Source organism: Nocardia sp. NPDC004718 (assembly GCF_053601535.1).
Genome location: NZ_JBSGCA010000046.1, coordinates 1 through 18935, shown reverse-complemented (window position 1 = coordinate 18935; position 18935 = coordinate 1). Strand labels below are relative to the sequence as shown.

The 18935-nt window shown below is 70.1% G+C and carries 5 protein-coding genes; 1 reads left to right on the top strand and 4 read right to left on the bottom strand.

The features are described from left to right. The first annotated feature begins 174 nt into the window (after positions 1-174). Positions 175-510 carry an RNA polymerase-binding protein RbpA gene (locus tag ACWEH3_RS27940; RefSeq protein WP_355077661.1) on the top strand — a complete coding sequence of 112 codons (336 nt, stop codon included), beginning with the start codon at positions 175-177 and terminating at the stop codon, positions 508-510. 75 nt (positions 511-585) lie between these two features. On the opposite strand, the gene ACWEH3_RS27935 is transcribed toward ACWEH3_RS27940, so the two are convergent. From ACWEH3_RS27935 to lnt, 4 genes are all read right to left on the bottom strand, one after another. Further along, positions 586-1368 (bottom strand): ABC transporter permease, encoded by a 783-nt coding sequence (locus ACWEH3_RS27935; protein WP_355077700.1) that lies wholly within the window; start codon positions 1366-1368, stop codon positions 586-588. Between the two features lie 89 nt (positions 1369-1457). Beyond that, entirely contained in the window at positions 1458-2450 is a 993-nt protein-coding gene (locus tag ACWEH3_RS27930) for an ATP-binding cassette domain-containing protein (protein WP_450021892.1), read from the bottom strand. Then, positions 2447-16084, bottom strand: a complete 13638-nt coding sequence (locus tag ACWEH3_RS27925; protein ID WP_450021894.1) for an amino acid adenylation domain-containing protein — start codon at positions 16082-16084, stop codon at positions 2447-2449. The genes ACWEH3_RS27930 and ACWEH3_RS27925 overlap by 4 nt, the downstream gene beginning before the upstream one ends. 376 nt (positions 16085-16460) lie before the next feature. Then, entirely contained in the window at positions 16461-18119 is a 1659-nt protein-coding gene (gene lnt, locus ACWEH3_RS27920; RefSeq protein ID WP_450021898.1) for an apolipoprotein N-acyltransferase, read from the bottom strand. Positions 18120-18935: the final 816 nt, after the last annotated feature.

The following is an 18935-nucleotide window of genomic DNA, read 5'->3' as shown; positions in this document are numbered from 1 at the left end:
GCGCGACGAGTCCTGTGCGACGCGGGCACTACAATGGAACGGTTCACCGCGGCCGCGTCGGGAACTATCGGCGCAGGCCCGATCGTTGTACATCAGGTCCGGCGGGTGCCCCGCGCACTCGCGCGGACACGGTCGCAGCGCACGAAGACTCGAGCACACAGGGAGAGGCACACCATGGCAGATCGCGTACTCCGAGGCAGTCGGCTCGGAGCGGTGAGCTACGAGACCGATCGCGACCACGACCTGGCTCCGCGTCGGATCGCCCGGTACCGGACCGACAACGGCGAGGAATTCGACGTTCCCTTCGCCGACGACGCCGAGATACCGCCGACCTGGCTCTGCCGCAACGGCCAGGAGGGCGTGCTGGTCGAAGGCACCAGCCAGGAGACCAAGAAGGTCAAGCCGCCGCGCACGCACTGGGACATGCTGCTGGAACGCCGCAGCAAGGAGGAGCTCGAGGAGTTGCTCAAGGAGCGCTTGGAGTTGCTCAAGACCCGTCGCCGCGCCTGACGGTTCGCGAATACGGAAACGGCCGCCGCATCGTCCGGATGCGGCGGCCGTTCGCTGTGCGCGTGGTCGTGCGGGTCAGTGACTGGCCACCTTGCGGTAGCGCAGCAGCGCCAGCGGCACGGCCACCACGAGGATCGCCACCGAGCAGGCCGCCGCGTATTCGACGCTGTGGTCGGCGGCCCAGCCGCTGGGCGGGACGAAGGTGGGCGGCGAGTCGTTGTCGAACAGCTTTCGTCCCGCCGCCGAGACCGCGGTGATCGGATTCCACTCGGCGATCGTGCGCAGCGGACCCGGCAGCGTCTCGGCCGAGATGAACGCCGAGGAGATGAACGTCAACGGGAACAGCCAGATCAGCCCGGCGCTCTGTGCCACTTCGACGGTCGGCGACATCAGGCCCGTCAGCGCGCCGACCCAGGACATCGCGAAGGCGAACAGCAGGATCACCGCGAACGCCAGCACGGCGTCGGAGACGCTGCCGTGGATGCGCCAACCCACGATGTACCCGCACCCGACCATCACCGCCAGGCTGAGGATATTGACCACCAGGTCCGACAGCGTGCGGCCCATCAGCACGGCCAGCCGCGACATCGGCAGCGCGCGCATCCGGTCGATGATGCCCTTCTGCAGGTCCCCGGCCAGGCCGACCGTGGTGAACGCGGCGTTGAACGCCACCGTCTGGGTGAAGATGCCCGCGAGCAGGAATTCGCGGTATTGGCCGCCGCCCAGCGAGGCGCCGAAGATGTAGGCGAACAAGAACACGAACATCAGCGGTTGGATCGTGGCCGTCACCAGCAGCGTCGGCACGCGCAGAATGGTGAGCAGATTGCGGTGCGCGACGATCGCGCTGTCCCGGAACAACCGCAGCCGCGGGGCGGAAGTCGGTTGCGTCGCGGCCTTTTTCGGCTCCTGTTCCGCCTTCGGGGCGGCCTCCCCAACGATTGCCGTGCTCACGACATGATCTCCTCTTGTACGTCGTCGGTCTCCGGTTCCGTGACGGTCGCTCCGCTCGGTTTGCCGGTGAGGGAAAGGAATACGTCATCGAGACTCGGCCGATGCACGTTCGCGTCGACCACGCAGACGCCCGCGTCGTCGAGCCTGCGCAGCGCCTCCACCATCGTGCGCGAACCGTCACCGACCACCACCCATACCTCGTCGGTGCCCGCCTCGTGGCCGGGCTCGCCGACGCCGACCTGCGCCAGCACGGCCAGTGCGGGCGCGGCGGCCTGTCCGGCGGCCAAGGTGACGGTGAGCCGGTCACCGCCGATCGAGGTCTTCAGTTCGTCGGCCGAGCCGCGCGCGATGACCTGCCCGTGATCGATGACGGTGATGCGGTCGGCCAGCAGGTCGGCCTCTTCCAGATACTGCGTCGTGAGCAGCACCGTGGTCCCGTCGTCGACCAGGTCGCCGATCACCCGCCACATGTCCAGTCTGCCGCGCGGGTCCAGGCCGGTGGTCGGCTCGTCCAGCACCACCACGGCGGGGCGGGCGACCAGCGCGCCCGCGAGGTCCAGCCGCCGAGCCATGCCGCCGGAGTAGGTTCCCGCTCTGCGGTGCGCGGCGTAGTCGAGCCCGAGAGCGCCGAGCAGTTCGGTGGCCCTGGCGGTCGCCTGCCGCGGCGACATTCCGTACAGCCTGGCCACCATGCGCAGGTTCTCGTAACCGGACAGGTTGGCGTCGACGGCGGCGTACTGGCCGGACAGGCCGATACGTTTGCGCGCCGCCGCGGGATCGCGCAGTACGTCGACGCCCGCCACGCGCACCGACCCGGCGGACGGCTTCAGCAGCGTGGTGACGATCCGCACGGTCGTCGTCTTGCCCGCGCCGTTGGGGCCGAGCAGGCCCATCACGGTGCCCGTGGGGATTCGTAGGTCGATCTCGTCCAGCACCCGGACCCGGCCGTAGTTCTTCACCAGGCCGGTCACTTCCACCGCGAAACTCACCTGTGCGTCTCCTTCGTCTCCAGCCACCTCCGCAGCACCGGCCCGATCACCGCCAGTGCCTCCGGGGTGGTCATCGCGGAGTGCGCGCAGCGCAGCTCGTGGTCGTGGACGGCGCCGGTGACGTACGGCTCCCAGGCGTCGGCGCGCCGGTCGGGATCGGCCCGGTTGATCGGGTCGTCGCCCGCACTGAAGAACAGCAGGTCGCCGTCGAACGGGCGGGGCCGGAAGCTGTGCGCGAGCACGGTGCCGTTGGCGTAGCCCGCGTAGAGCCGCTCCAGATGCTCGACGGTCAGCGCCGCGAACGGTCCGGACCGGGCGCGCAGCAGTTCGGCCGCCTCTCGCAGACTCATGCCGGGATCGATCTCCGCGCCGAGTTCGTCGCTGCCGAACTCCCCGACGATCTCGGCGACGCTCGGCGTCGCCTGGTCGAGCAGTTCGTCGGACAGGCGGTAGCTGTCCATCATCGACAGCAGCGCGACTTCGTCGCCCGCCTCTTGCAACTGCACGGCCATCTCCTGTGCGATCAATCCGCCGAGCGACCAGCCGAGCAAGTGGTAGGGCCCCTCGGGCTGGATCTCCTTGATCGCGGCCACGTAGTGGCTCGCGGCCTCGTCGATCGACGCGTAACCGTCCCGCCCGGCGGCGTGGGGCGCCTGCAACCCGTACACCGGCCGGTCCCCCGGCAGGTGCGCGAGCAATCCCGAGTAACACCAAGCCAGACCGATCGCCGGATGCACACAGAACAGCGGCGCCCGGCCGGCCACGGTGCCCGGCCGGATCGGCAGGACCGGCGCCAGCATCGCCGCCACCGCGGCGCCCGAGGTCGCGCCCGCGTCGTCCAGCCGCGCCGCGATGGCGGCGGGCGTCGCGTCGCCGAACATCAACTGCACCGGCAGGTCGATGCCCGTCTCCCGCACGTGCGCGACGACTTTCGTAGCCAGCAGCGAGTTGCCGCCGAGTTCGAAGAAACCGTCGTCCGCGCCCACCGACTCCACACCGAGCACCTCGGCGAAGGCCGCGCACAGCGCTTCCTCCGTCGGGGTGGACGGGGCCCGATAGCCCTCACCCGCGTTGAACACCGGCTCCGGCAGCTTCGCCCGATCCAGCTTGCCCACGGGGCTCAGCGGAACCTCGTCGAGCAGCATGATCGATTGCGGCACCATGTAATTCGGCACCAGTCCGGCCACATGCCCGGTCAGCTCGGCCGCCGTGAGCGACACTCCTTCGCGCGCCTTCACGTACGACACCAGCGCTGTCGCGCCTGCCGGGGTGCGATGCCCGATGGTGGTGGAGAACGCCACCCCGCCGTGGCGTGCGAGCGCGGCGTCGATCTCGCCGAGTTCGATACGAAAGCCGCGGATCTTGACCTGATGGTCGGTACGGCCGACGTACTGGATCTCCGGCGCGGCGTCCGCCGTCGACCCGTGCTCGCGTGACCCGGCCCACCAGCGCACCAAGTCGCCGGTGCGGTACATCCGCTCCCCCGGTTTGCCGAACGGGTTGGCGACGAACCGCTGCGCGGTCAGACCAGGACGGTTCAGGTAACCGCGGGCCAGCGCGTCACCGGACAGGTGCAGCTCGCCGGTCACCCCCAGCGGAGCCGGATGCAGCCGCGCGTCCAAGACCGCCGCGTTGACACCACGGATGGGTCCGCCGATGGTGATCGGCTCGCCGGGCGTCATCGGCTGCGACATCACCGTGACGATGGTGGTCTCGGTCGGGCCGTAGACGTTGTACAGACTGCGGCCCGGCGCCCACCGGGTTACCAGGTCCGGCGGCAGTGCCTCACCGCCGACCAGCACGTGCTGCAACTCCGCGAGACCGTGCGGGTCGACCGTGCCGAGCGCCGAGGTGGTGATGAACGCGTGGGTGATTCCCTCCGTGGCGAAGACCTGCCGCAGTTCGTCGCCGCCGACCACGCCGCTGGGCGTGATCACCAGGGTCGCCGCGCCGCCGAGGGACAGCAGCAGATCGAGCATCGCGGCGTCGAAGCTCGGCGTGGCGAAATGCAGCACCCGGCACCCCGGCTGGACGTCGAACCGGTGGGCGGTCTCGGCGGCGAAATTCGACAATCCACCGTGGGTGACCATCACGCCCTTCGGCGTACCGGTAGAGCCGGAGGTGTAGATCACGTACGCGGGATTGTCGATTCGCAGCGGGGCGAGACGCTCCGCGTCGGCGATCGGCACGTCCGGCGCGGCGAGCACCAGGCGGCGGAACGCCGGGTCGTCGAGCACGATCCACTCCGCGCCCTCGGGCAGCTCGCCGCGGTAGCCCGCCAGCGTGATGCCCAGTGACGCACCGGAATCCGACAGCATGTGCGCGATGCGCTGCCGCGGGTACAGCGGGTCGACCGGCACGAACGCCGCTCCGGCCTTGGCCACCGCGAGCACCGTCGCCACCGACTCGATCGACCGTGGGATGCCGAGTGCGACCAGCGTTTCCGGGCCGACGCCACGGGTGATGAGTACGCGCGCCAGCCGGTTGGTCCAGCGATCCAGGGCGTCGTAGGTCACCTCGGTGCCGTCGGCCACCAGGGCGATGCCGGCCCGGTCGACGCTCGCCGCCAGCTCGAACACTTCGGGGAAGGTGATCGGCCGGTCCGGTTTGGCCCCGCGCACCGGAGCCAGCCCCGACCACTCGGCGGGATCGAGCACCTCCAGATCGCCCACCGCGGTGGTCGGGTTCGCGGCGATCGCGGCCAGCAAGCGGGCCAGGCGCTTGCCGAGCCGCTGCGCGGTCGGCTCGTCGAACAGGTCACTCGCGTAGTTCACCGCCACCGTGATGCCGGCCGGATCACGTTGCGGGGTCTGCGTTTCGGTCAGGGTGAATTGGAGATCGAACTTTGCTACCCCGGTGTCGATGTCGGCCGTCTCGATGCGCAGCCCCGGCAGGTCCAAGCCGCCGACCGGCTCGTTGCGGACCGAGAGCATCACCTGGAACATCGGATGGTGCGCCTGGGACCTGGCCGGGTTGAGCACCTCCACCAGACGTTCGAACGGCAGGTCCGCGTGGGCGAAGGCGTCCAGGTCGGTTTCGCGCACGGCGTGCAGCAGGTCGGTGAACCGGGCGCCCGGGTCGATCCGCGTGCGCAGCACCAGCGTGTTGACGAACATGCCGACCAGCCGGTCCAGCGCGGGATGGCCGCGACCCGCGATCGGGGTGCCGACGGTGATGTCGTCGGTAGCGGTCATCCGGTGCAGCAGCACCGCGAGCGCGGCGTGCAGGACCATGAAGAGGCTGACGTTGTTGCTGCCCGCGATCATCTGCAACTCGCGGTGCGTGACCGGGTCCACCGCGCACTCCACGGTGCCGCCCCGGTAGGACGGGGCCGGCGGACGCGGCCGGTCGGCGGGCACGGTCAGCAACTCCGGGATGCCGTCCAGTGTGTGCCGCCAGTACTCCAGCTGCCTGGTCACCGCCGAGTCCGGGTCGTCCTCGCTGCCGAGCACCTCCTGCTGCCACAGGGTGTAGTCGGCGTATTGGACCTCGGGCTCCGCCCACTGCGCCGCGCCGCCGGCGCAGGCGGCGCGGTAGGCGACGGCGACGTCGGCGGCCATCGGCTCGAGCGACCAGCCGTCCATCGCGATGTGATGCACCACGACGACGAGCACGTGCTCCGCGGGCTCGCCGGTCTGCACCGAGATCAACGCGGCGCGGATCGGAACGGTGGTGGCCAGATCGAATCCCGGTGCGGCGAAACGACGCGCGGCGGCCTCGACCTCGTCCGGGCGCACCGTCATCCGCGACAGCGAGATGGCTGCCTCGGCCGGGTCGAGTACGACCTGCGCGGGTTCGCCGTCGGTCTCCGGGAACACCGTGCGCAGGGTTTCGTGCCTGGCTTGCACCGCGTGCAGTGCGGAGACCAGCGCGGCGACATCGAGGGCACCGGTCATGCGAAGCACGAGCGGGACGTTGTAGGCGCCCGACGACTGCCCGGCGCCCGACCCGGCGTTGAACCGGTTGAGGAACCACAGCCGCCGCTGAGCGGCCGACAGCGGGATGCGCTCGGGGCGCTCCCGGCGCACCAGCGCCGGGCGGTCGGCATCGGACGCCGCGCCCGCCTCCAGCAGCTCGGCGAGCCCGGCGACCGTCGGCGTGGCGAACACGGTGCGTACGGCGAGCCGTACGTTCGTCGCCGCGGCCAGCCGCGCGACGAGCTGGGTCGCCAGCAAGGAGTTGCCGCCGATGTCGAAGAAGCTGTCCTCGGCGCGCACGCCGTCGGCCCCGATCAACTCACCCATCACCGCGGCCACCAAGCGCTCCGCGTCGGTCCGCGGCGCACGGCCGGACGAATCCCCGAGCAACTGCGGTTCGGGCAGTGCGCTGACGTCCAGCTTGCCGACCGGAGTCAGCGGGATGGCGTCCAGCACGGTGAGCCCGGAGGGCACCATGTGCGTGGGCAGCCTGCCCGCGACGAAGGCGCGCACCTCCTCGGTGTCCACCCCGGCCGCCCGGTCGGCGGGCTGTACGAACGCGACGATCCGGTCGGCGCCGGCGATGCGGCGCACCTCGGTGTGCGCGAACCGCACCGAGGGGTGTTCGCCGAGCGTGGCGGTGATCTCGCCGAGTTCGACCCGGAAACCGCGCAGCTTCACCTGGTGGTCGCTGCGCCCGAGGTAGACCAGCTCGCCGGCGGCGTTCCAGCGCACCACGTCACCGGTCCGGTACATCCTGGCGCCCGCGGGCCCGCACGGATCGGCCACGAAACGCGCTGCGGTGAGCCCGAACCGGTCGAAGTACCCGCGCGCGAGGCCGTTCCCCGCGAGGTACAACTCGCCGGGAACACCGACCGGCACCGGGCGCAGTCGCTCATCGAGCACCAACGCCCTGGCTCCGCGCACCAGGCTGCCGATCGTGATCGGATCGCCGACGCGGATCGGGCGGGAGATCGTGATGACCACGGTGGTCTCGGTCGGCCCGTACACATCGCACAGCACACGTCCCGGCGCCCAGCGCGCCACCAGATCCGGCGCAACCGCCTCGCCGCCGACCATGAGCGCACGCAGGTGTGGCAGCGGCCAGCGTTCGTGGTCGATGGTGGCGAGCGCGGCCGGGGTCATGAAGCCGTGGGAGACGCGCTCGCGTTCCAGCAACGCGGCCAGCTCGTCGCCGCCGTAGATGTCGGGCGGGCAGATCACCATCGCCGCGCCCGCGCCCAGGGCGATGAGCAGATCCAGGATCGCCGCGTCGAAACTCGGCGTCGCGAAGTGCAGTGTGCGGGAATGCTCGTCGACGCCGATGCGGTCGCGGATCTCGTCGGCCAGGTTGGACAGACCGCCGTGGGTCACCGCGACGCCCTTGGGCGTTCCGGTCGATCCGGAGGTGTAGACCAGGTAGGCCAGGTCCGCCACCTGGTTGGCGCGCGAGCGTTCGTGGTCGTGGATCGGCGCGTCGTCGTGGCCCTCGAGTTCGGCGGCGAATTCGGGACGATCCAGTAGCAACCACTCGATGTCCCGCCCGGCCGGGGCGGCCGCGCGCAGCTGCTCCGCGTGCGCGGTGATCGTGACGCCGGTCGCGCAACCGGAGTCGGTGAGCATGTGCCGGATACGCTCGGCGGGGTACTTGGGGTCGACCGGGACGAAGGTCGCGCCTGCCTTCGTCGCCGCCAGCAGCGCCACCACCGAATCGATCGAGCGGATCAGCCCGAGCGCCACCCGAGTTCCCGGGCCGAGTCCGCGCGCGATGAGTGCCCGCGCCAAGCGGTTGGATCGCCGGTCGAGTTCGGCATAGGTCAGTGAGGTCGTCCCCGCGCAGAGCGCCGTGTTGTGCGGGAACCGCTGCGCGGTGGCGGTGAAGTACGCGGCCAGCGTGCACGGCTCGGCCGCCTGCCCGCCCCGCGCCGGGGCGAGTGTGCGGCGCTCGTGATCGGTACGCGCGTCGACGTCGCGGATCGGCGCGCGCGGGTCGGCGGTGACGGCGGTGAGCACGCGCAGGAATCGGTCCGCCAACGTCTCGATCGTCGTCGCGTCGAAAAGTTCCGCGGCGTAGATGAACTCGTAGACGCTGTCGGTCTCGTCCGCGGCGGATCCCGGTGCGCCGGTGTCGTTCGCGACCCGCAACTCCAGGTCGAACTTCGCCAGCGCGATGTCCAACGGCTCCGCGCGCAACACGAGGCCGGGCAGTTCCAGGGCGGGCACCAGACCGTCCTGCACGCTCAGCGCCACCTGGAACAGCGGATGACGGCCCGTGGCGCGGGCCTCGGCGCCGAGTTCGTCCACGATGCGCTCGAACGGGATGTCGGCGTGCGCCAGCGCGGCCAGCTCGGTATCCCGGTCGGCGCGCAGCAGGTCGGTGAAGCTGCGGTCCGGATCGACGTCGGAGCGCAGCACCAACGTGTTCACGAACATGCCGACCAGTTCGTCGAGTTTGGTGTCGGTACGCCCCGCCACCGGGGTGCCGATCACGATGTCGCGACCGCCGGTGACACAGCGCAACAGCACCGCGAACGCCGAACGCAGCACCATGAACTTGCTGACGCCTCGATCGCGAGCCAGCGCGGCGAGCCCGCGCCGCACCTGCTCCGGCACCGTGAAACGCACCGTTCCGGCCTGCTGCGTCGGCTCCTCGGGCCGCGGCCGGTCATAGGGCAGCGGCAACTGGTCGGGAATGTCGGCCAGCGCGGTGCGCCAGTACTCCAGTTGGGTCGCCGCGACGCTGTCCGGATCGCCTTCCGAGCCGAGGCAGGCACGCTGCCAGAGCCCGAAGTCGGCGTACTGCACCGGAAGCGGCGTCCACGACGGCGTCGCACCCTCGTGCCGCGCCGCGTAGGCGGCGGCCAAGTCCTTGGTCAGCGGACCGAGCGACCAGCCGTCGGCGGCGATATGGTGCAGCACGACGCCGAGCAGGTAGCGCTCCGGGGAGGTGCGCAACAGCGACAGACGCAGCGGCGGCTGCCTGGTGAGATCGAAGCCGCTGTGCGCCAGGGCTTCCAGCGCGGCCTTCGCGCCGGAGTCATCGATGTCGGTGACCACCACCTCGGGCACCGCCCGCTCGACCGGCAGCACCACCTGCTGCGCGCCGTCGGCGTCCTCGGGGAAGACGGTGCGCAGTACTTCGTGCCGCCCCACCACGTCGGTGATCGCTTCGCGTAGCGCGGGCACGTCCAGATCGCCGGCCACGCGGATCACGAAAGCGATATTGTACGCACTCGATTCGGGCGCGAATCGGTTGATGAACCACAAACGCTGCTGCGGCAGCGACAATGGAATGCGTCCCGGACGCGGCGTCTGCACCGCCAGCGCCTGCCGCTGCGTCCGGGGCGCTCGGTCCAGTTGCTCGGCGACTCCCGCGACCGTCGGCGCCTCGAAGATCGACCGCACCGGCAGCTCCACACCGAACTCCGCGTGCAGCGCGGCGGCGAGCCGGGTGGCCAGCAGCGAGTTGCCGCCCAGATCGAAGAAGCTGTCCTCGGCTCCGGTCACCGGGCGTCCGAGCACCCCGCCGAACACGCCCGCCACGCCCAGCTCCAGTGCGGAGCTCGGCGGACGGGACGTCGCCGCGGCCTCGAACACGGGCTGCGGCAACGCCTTTCGGTTCAGCTTGCCCGCGGGCGTCACCGGGATCTCGTCCAGCACCGCCACCGACGCGGGCACCATGTAGCCGGGCAGCCGCTGCCGCGCGGTCTCCAGCACGGCCCGCGCCTCGACCGGCCGATCGGCCGTCACATACGACGCCAGCCGGACCTGGCCCTGCTCGTCGGTGTGCACCACGGTGAGCGCGAACCGGATGCCGGGATGCAGGCGCAGCACGTTGTCGATCTCGCGCAGTTCGATACGGAAGCCGCGGATCTTGACCTGATCGTCGGCGCGCCCGAGGAACCGCAGCTGTCCGGACCGCTCCATGACGACCAAGTCGCCGGTGCGGTACATCCGCTCCCCCCGCCTGCCGTGCGGGTTGGGCACGAACCGCTGCGCGGTCAGGCCGAAACGGCCGTGGTAGCCGCGGGCGACGCCGGGACCCGACACGTACAGCTCGCCCGGCGTGCCCGGCGGCACCGGATGCAGGCGACTGTCCAGCACGAACAGACGCATGCCACGCACCGGCGCACCGAGCGGCACCGGCCGACCCGGCCGCATGGGCCCGCTCGCGGTCGCCGCGACGGTGGCCTCCGACGGACCGTACATGTTGTGCATGCGATGTTCGGCGGTCCAGGTCTCGACGAGTTCCTCCGAGCAGGCGTCACCGCCGACGATGACCGTCTCCAGGTCGTCGAGCCCCTCGCTCGGCACGGTGGCCAGCGCCGCCGGTGTGACGAAGGCGTGGGTGACCCGCTCCTCGCGCAGCAGCGCGGCCAGCTCGGCGCCGCCGTACATGCCCGGCGGGGCGATCACCATCGTGGCGCCCGCGGCGAAGCCGAGCAGCAGCTCCAGCACCGAGGCGTCGAAGCTGGGCGAGGAGAAGTGCAGCGTGCGCGCCGCGTCCGAGACGCCGAACAGGTAGTTCTGCTCGCCGGCCAGGGAGGCGATACCGGCGTGGGTCACGACGACCGCCTTCGGCGTGCCGGTGGACCCGGAGGTGTAGATGAGATAGGCCGGATGGCTCACCCGCATCGGGTGTTGCCGCTCGTCGTCGGTGACCGGATCCGCCGAGTGACCAGCCAACTCGGCGTTCAGTTCACCCGAGCCGAGGATGAGCCAGTCGACCTGGGTCTTGCGGTGCCTGCCCCGCGTCGCGGGCAGGGCGGGCATGGCGGCGAGGCATTCGGGGTCGGTGATGCCGAGCGTCGCCCCGGAGTCACCGATCATGTGCGCGATCCGCTCGCCGGGGTAGCTCGGATCGATCGGCACATAGGCCGCACCGGTTTTGGCGACGGACCACACCGCGGTGATCGCGTCGAGCCCGCGCGGCAGCGCGATCGCGACGACGGTCTCGGGACCGGCCCCGTGCTCGATGAGCACGCGCGCCAGCGTGTTCGATCGCTCGTCGAGTTCGCGGTAGCTGGTGTCGGCGCCGAGATAGCGAACCGCCACCGCGTCCGGCAGCCTGCGCGCGGTGCCGGACAGCAAGGTGGCCAGAGTGATCGACGGCTCGGCGGGCGCGCCCCCGATGGGCACCAGATTCTCGGACTCCCTGCGGTCGAGGATCGGCAGGTCGCCGACCGGCAGCTCGGGAGCGGCCACGCCGCCCGCCAGCACGGCGATGAACCTGCGGGCGAACGACTGCACCGTGGAGTGGTCGAAAACGTCGGTCGTATAGCCGAATTCGGCCGACAGCGGTCCGTCGCCGGAGTCGTCGTGAACGACCAACTGCAAGTCGAACTTCGCGACGTCCGAGGCGATCGGCAGCACCGCGGCGCGGACCCCGGGCAGCTCGATCCGCAGATCCGGCGCGTGGTCGTAGGACAGCATCACCTGGAACAACGGATGCCGCGACGGAGAACGCTCCGGGTTGACCACCTCGACCAGCCGCTCGAACGGTACGTCGGCGTTGGCGAAGGCGTTGAGGTCGGTCTCGCGCACCACGTCGAGCATCCGGTCGAACCCGGCCCCCGGGTCGACCGCGGTGCGCAGGACGAGGGTGTTGACGAACATGCCGACCAGGTCGTCGAGCGCCGGATCGGAACGACCCGCGATCGGGGTGCCGATCGCGATGTCACCGCTCGCACACAGCCGCGACAGCAGGGTCGCCAGCGCCGCGTGCAGCACCATGAACATGCTCACGCCCCGGCCGGCCGCGAGTTCGACCGCCGCGCGGCGGATCTCGGCCGGAATGGTGAACTCGACCCGGCCGCCCACAGTCGACCTGCGCAGTGGGCGCGGGCGGTCCAGCGGCAGATCGAGTTGCTCGGGGAGCCCGGCCAGCGCCGCGCGCCAGTGGGTGAGCTGACGGCTGAGCGCGCTGGCCGGATCGGACTCGTCGCCGAGCAGTTCGCGCTGCCAGAGGGCGAAGTCGGCGTACTGCACCGGCAACTGCGTCCACTCCGGTTCCACGCCGTTCGCGCGCGCGGCCACCGCCGTCATCAGGTCCTTGGCCAGCGGTGCGATGGACCAACCGTCACCGCAGATGTGATGCAGCACGACGAGGAAGACGTGGCGCTGCGGGCCGGTGCGGTAGAGCGCCACCCGGATCGGAGCTTGGCTGCGCAGGTCGAAGCCGTAGCCGGCATATTCGGTCGCCAGGTCCGCCACGTCGGCCGCTGTGACATCGATCGGGTCGAGCGTCAGCGGGATCGCCTCGGCCGAGTGGATCAGCTGGTAGGGCCCCTCCGGCGACTCCGGGAAGGTGGTGCGCAGGCTCTCGTGCCGTTCGATGACGTCGACCAGGCCAGCACGCAACGCGGCCACGTCCAGTGGGCCTTCCACCTCCACCGCGAGCGGCATGTTGTACGCGGCGGCGTGTTCGGAGAACCGGTTCAGGATCCACAGCCGCTGCTGCGCCTGCGACAGCGGGATCCGCTCCGGTCGTTCGGCGGGCGTCAGCCGCGGCGAGGCGACGTCGGTGGTCTGCATGGCGAATCGCCGGGTGAGCGCCTCGATCGTCGCGGACTCGAACAGGTCACGGATGGTCAGCGCGGTGCCGAGGGCGGCGTTGATCCTGGATACCGCCCGCGCGGCGATGAGCGAGTTGCCGCCGAGATCGAAGAAATTGTGCTCGATGCCGACCTCGGTGTCGAGCACCTCGGTGAAGATGCCCGCGAGCACCCGCTCGACCTCGGTGCGGGGTTCGGTGATCGGCCGGATCGACCGCGTGCCCGGCGTGGGGACGGGCAGCGCCTTGCGATCGATCTTGCCGTTGGCGCTCAGCGGCAGCTCGTCGAGTTCCATCAGCGCGGAGGGCACCATGTAGCTGGGCAGCGTGCGCCGCAGTGCGGTCAACAGCGCGGCCGTGTCCAGCGGGGCATCGTCGTCGTCCTGCTTCGCCGCGACCACGTAGGCGACCAGCTCGTCGCCGGCGCGTCCGGTGTGCGCCACGCATACCGCGCGAGCCACCTTCGAGTCCTCGAGCAGTGCGGCCTCGATCTCACCGAGTTCGATGCGCAGGCCACGGATCTTGACCTGGAAGTCGCTGCGGCCCAGATATTCCAGCACCCCCGCCTCGGCGCCGGAGCGGCCGATCTGCCAGCGTGCCAGGTCGCCGGTGCGGTACATCCGCGCGCCGGGCGTGAAGGGGTCGGCGACGAATCGGTCGGCGGTCAGCCGCGGCTGTCTCAGGTAGCCGCGGGCCAGCTGGACTCCGGCGAGATACAGTTCGCCGACCACGCCGGGCGGAACGGGCTGCAAGCGGTCGTCCAGCACGTAGGTCTGGGTGTTCCACACCGGCGAGCCGATCGGCACGGCGGCGGCATCGGGTGGGCACGCCCAGTAGGTGACGTCCACGGCGGCCTCGGTCGGACCGTACAGGTTGTGCAGTTCGGCGGCGGGCAGCGCCGCGTAGAACTCCCGCACGGCGGCGGCGGGCAGCGCCTCACCACTGCAGAACACCCGGTGCAGGCAGGCGCAGCCGCGTAGATCCGCCTCGGTGACGAACACCGATAGCATGGACGGCACGAAATGCGCTGTGGTGATCTGTTTTTCGGCGATGACCCGGGCGAGGTACGCCGGGTCGCGGTGCCCGTCGGGGGCGGCGATCACCAAGCGCGCGCCGACCTGCAAGGGCCAGAAGAATTCCCACACCGAGACGTCGAAGGTGGCCGGGGTCTTCTGCAGCACCGCGTCCTCGCGGCCGAGCGGATACTCGTGCTGCATCCAGCGCAGCCGGTTGACGATGGCGGCATGGGTCACGCCGACGCCTTTGGGCTTTCCGGTCGATCCGGAGGTGAAGATGACGTAGGCGAGGTGGCCGGGGCGCAGCGCGGCCGTGCGGTCGGCGTCGGTGACCGGCGCGTCGTCGAATCCGGAGAGCCGCGCGGTGTCGATGTCCAGCCGGGTGACCGTCGCGGGCAACTCCACATCGTCCCGGCTGGCCGTGAGCACGCACAACGGCTCGGCCTGACGCACGATCTGCGCGATCCGCTCGGCCGGGTGCTCGGTGTCCAGCGGCAGGTACGCCGCTCCGGCTTTCACGATCGCGTACATGCCGACCACCAGGTCGAGGCTGCGGCGCAGACACAGGGCGACCGTCGTATCGGGCCCGGCGCCGCGCGCGATCAGGAGCCTGGCCAGGCGGTTGGCGCGGCAGTCGAGTTCGGCGTAGGTCAGCGACTCGTCGCCGAACTCGAGTGCGGTGGCGTCCGGATCGGACCCGACGCGCTCGGCGAAGAGGCTCGCGAGGGTGCCCTCCTGCCGGGGCGCGGCGGTGGCGTTCCACTCGTGCAGCACCTGTTCGCGCTCGGCGTGGGTGATCGCGCCGAGCGACTCGGCAGGCACCGTGGGATCGGCGGCCAGGAAGCGGCCGAGGAAGTCCAGATAGCGCGCGTGGTGCACGCCGACTTCGGCCTCGCCGTAGAGGCGGGGATTGGCTTCGAAGTCGATGTGCAGGCGGCCACCGGCGCCGTTGTAGACGTTGACCGAGAGGTCTTCCACCGGGCCGGTGGCCAGCACGTGCATGGAGCCGACCAGACTGCCGAAACGCAGCTCGTCGTGGAACAGCATCAGATTGACCATCGGACCGAAGAATCCGCGCGCGTCGCGGGAGTAGCCGCTGTCGCGCCGGATGTCGTCGTGCCGGTAGCGCTGATGCCGCAAGGCGCCGGTGATCTGTAGCTCGGCCGCCTTCACCAGGTCGCCGATCGTGGTCGCCTCGTCGAAACGCAGCCGGATCGGCACGACGTTGGAGATCACGCCCGCCGAGCGGCGCAGCGACACCGTGGTGCGCGCCGAGACCGGCAGGCTCAGCACCACGTCCGCGTTGCCCGTCACCGAACGCACGTAGGTGGCCAACGCCGCGACGAACATCGCCGAGTCGGTCGTGTTCCACGCGCTGGTCGCCGCGGCGATCGCGGCATGCTGCTCGTCGTCGAGCACGGCGGTGGCCAGCCTGCGGCCCGCGTCGTGGGTGGCGGCGCCGAGCCGGGCTCCGCCGAGGCTCACCGGCTCGCCCACGCCCGACAGCTGCCCGGCCCAGTACTCGCGGTCACTCTGGAAACGGCTGGAATCGTGGTAGCGCGCCTCGTCGGCGTAGATCTCGGCCAGCGGCGTCGCCCGCGACGCGACCGGCTCGGTCCGGTTCTCCAGCGCGGTGTAGATCTCCGCGGTACGGGTGAGCGCGTTCATCGCACCGTAGCCGTCGATGACGATGTGGTGAGCAAACGAGTACCAGATGTAATGGGACTCCCCGATCCGCAGAACCGCGTTGGAGGTCAGCGGATCGCGTTCCAGATCGATCGGCGAGCTCGTGTGTTCGTGCATCCAGCGCAGCGCCGCGGCGCGCGGGTCGGCTTCGCCGCGCAGATCGATACGGCGCCAGCCGGGCCGTGTCACCGGGTCGACGATCTGATACGGAGTGCCATCTATTTCCACCAGGCGGACTTGACCCACCTGGGTCTCGGCGCCGAAACGCTCGATCGCGTACAGCAGCCGCCCCTCGTCCAAGTCGCCGTGGATCTCGACGTACTGAGAGATCGTGAGCGGTACGTCGGGGCGAATCCGCTGCGCGTACCAGAGAGCTGTCTGCGCGGGTGACAGAGCAAACGGTTGGGCCGAGAATTCGCCGGATGAACATTGGTCGACGCGATCCGTGGCCAATGAACTCATCAATCACTCCGTTCTGCCGCTGTTGACGCAACTCCCCGAGCACCGTCCCAGCAAGCGCACGCGCGCCAGCCGTAGGACGTAATCCACGCCCTATGATTCGGAGCGTCGCATCAGCCGGATTGCCGACGTTTTGGATTTGTTTCACATCCAACGTCCTTGGCAGAAGGCCACTTTGGTTGGTTACATTTCCGCAAACATTGCGACTCAACTAGGTCGAACCGAAGCAAAACGGGCCCTGACCAGACTGTTCGATGCTACTCCGCAGATCGCTTCAGTTGTCTGGCGAACGGCGCGCAACTTGACTACGCACCTTCGTTTTCGGGGCGGTAGGGGCAAGAACAAACCGATTGTTCGGTAAAAGCTGGTTCGACAAGATCTATCGGTCGTCGACGGCTCGACGACCGGTTCGCTCGTCCACGCGGGTAGCAGATCGCCGCCTGAGGGCCGCGGCCAGCGCGGCGGCAGCCGTCAGGATAACGAAAACTCGCTCCGGCGCGGGGCCGATTCGTGTTGCGAGAGTGGTGTCGTTGCGCAACGGAAGCTCGGAGACCAGAGCCGCGGGCGCGAACAACGCCGATTCCTGCCGCACACTGCCGTCGGCGGCGATGATGGCGCTGACACCCGACGTGGCCGCGACGACCAGCGCTCTGCCGTGTTCGACGGCGCGAACGCGGGACATGGCCAGCTGCTGATAGGTCATCTCGCTGTCGCCGAAGGTCGCGTTGTTCGTCGGCACGGTGAGCAGTTGGGCGCCCGCGCGCATCGCGTCCTCGAACGAGCGATCGAAAGCGACTTCATAGCACGTCGCCACGCCGATGTCGATACCCGCCGCGTGCACAACTCCGTCACCATTTCCCGGTACGAAATACCCCGCCCGGTCGGCGTATTCGGAGAAATGCCGGAAGAAACTCCGCATCGGCAGATATTCGCCGAAAGGCTGGATGATCTTCTTGTCGTGCCGGTCGCCGGGACCCGCCGCGCCGTTCCACACCATCACCGAGTTGGTCGTCGTCCGGTCCGGGTTGATCAGCACGGCGCCGACCAGGATGGGTGCGCCGATGCGCTCGGAGGCGGCGGTGATCAGGGCGGCGGCGTCGGCGTTGCGCAAAGGGTCGATGTCGGAGGAGTTCTCCGGCCAGATCACCACATCCGGGCGCGGCGCGCGGCCCGCCGCCACCTCGTCGGCCAGTTCTTCGGTGCGCCGGACGTGATTGTCCAGCACGGCCCGCCGCTGTTCGTTGAAGTCCAGCCCGAGGCGGGGCACGCTGCCTTGGATCGCCGCGACCGTGACCGTTCGGGCGCCCACGTCCGGATCGGGCAGTGCCGACCGGAGCAGCAGACCGCTGAGCGGCATGATCAAGACGGCGAAAGCCACAGCGGCGTATCCCAGTCGGGTCGCCGGGATGGGGCCGCTCACGGCGGTCGACTCGGGCGCGCCGTTCTCGGGAACCGTGGTTTCGCGCCCGTCATCCGTGGTACACACCGACCACAACACCGAGACCAACGCGGCCAGCCCGGTTCCGGTGAGCGCGACGGCGAACCCGACCAGCGGGGCGCCACCGATCGCCGCCAGTGACAGGAACCAGCCGTCGGCCTGACCGAAGGCCAAACGGCCCCAGGGAAAACCACCGAACGGGAAGCTGGACCTGCCCCACTCGGCCGCGGCCCAGGCCAGTGCCACCCACAGCGGCCAGCCGGGCAACGCGCCGACCAACCGCCCGAGCACACCGAAGACGCCGAGGTAGACCGCGCAGGCGGTGGACAGCGCCAGCCACGGCAGCGGTCCGACGTAGATACCGGTCCACGGCAGCAGCGGGACGAAAAACGCCAGCCCGGCCAGAAATCCGTAGCCGAAGCCCGCCCGCAGGCGGCCGTCGCCGCGTACGGTGAGCGTGAGCACCGCCACGCCCAAAGGGGCGAGGAACCACCACGGCCTGGGCGGAAAGCTGCCGAACAGCAACAGGCCCGCGACGACCGCCGCCACCGACCGCGCGGCCACCGGATGATTGCGCACCACCGCGGACGCCTGCCGCATCGACGCGAGCATTCGCTCTCGCACCATCACTCGGCCACCATCCGCCGTCGCGCCGGCCCTCGCCAGTCGGCGGCCGACAACCGAGCCGTCCATCGGTCCGAGTCCGTCCCACGCCGCTCGGCAAACCTCGATCCAGCAATGGACGTGATGTTTATCACACGGAATATCAAGTCCGCCATGCTTCGAGCGCGCGCACGCGACTCGCCGCACCAGTCGACCCGCCCGGTGGCGTATTCACGCCACACGACCGACCGAGCGGAGGCGAGGCCTGGAAAACGGCGGACGCACGAGTCATCGGGCGTCCACCTTTTCATCGCCGGGCCCCACTGAATCGTTAGCCGCCGTTCACGCGATTTCAGTTCTCCGCTCGCGCTCCTTCGAGCAGACCGACGCCTTTCAGCCGCTGCAGGCGAAATCGCGAGCCGCCACGCCGGGTTATGCGGCCGATTCACGCACCGATCCGCGGTGGCGCCACGGTGCACCGGAGATCGTCCGGCGAACGGCGAAGAGGGAGCACTGGCACGCAGTGCCACATCGGACCGCCGTGGACGAACAGAGTGCGCCCGGCAGGGGATGTTGTTCGTCCGGCCGGGGCCGAGCCGCTCACGAGCCGCCCCGTGCACCCGAACGCCGGGCACGAGACGGCCGGGAGCCGTCGCGGACTCCACCATCGCGCGCTCACTTCGCATAGATCGTCACTCCCCGGTGCACGGTGCGCAGGCGCTGGAATCCAATGGTGCACGAGACAGTGCGGGCGCTGGCTCGTGCGGAAGCACGCAGCGTCGACACCGTCCACGGCTTCGCCGTATGGTGCGG

Excerpts from the sequence above, each read along its gene's own strand:
- ACWEH3_RS27940 (WP_355077661.1), top strand. The coding sequence starts at position 175 with ATGGCAGATCGCGTACTCCGAGGCAGTCGGCTCGGAGCGGTGAGCTAC.
- ACWEH3_RS27925 (WP_450021894.1), bottom strand. The coding sequence starts at position 16,084 with ATGAGTTCATTGGCCACGGATCGCGTCGACCAATGTTCATCCGGCGAA.
- lnt (WP_450021898.1), bottom strand. The coding sequence starts at position 18,119 with ATGCGGCAGGCGTCCGCGGTGGTGCGCAATCATCCGGTGGCCGCGCGG.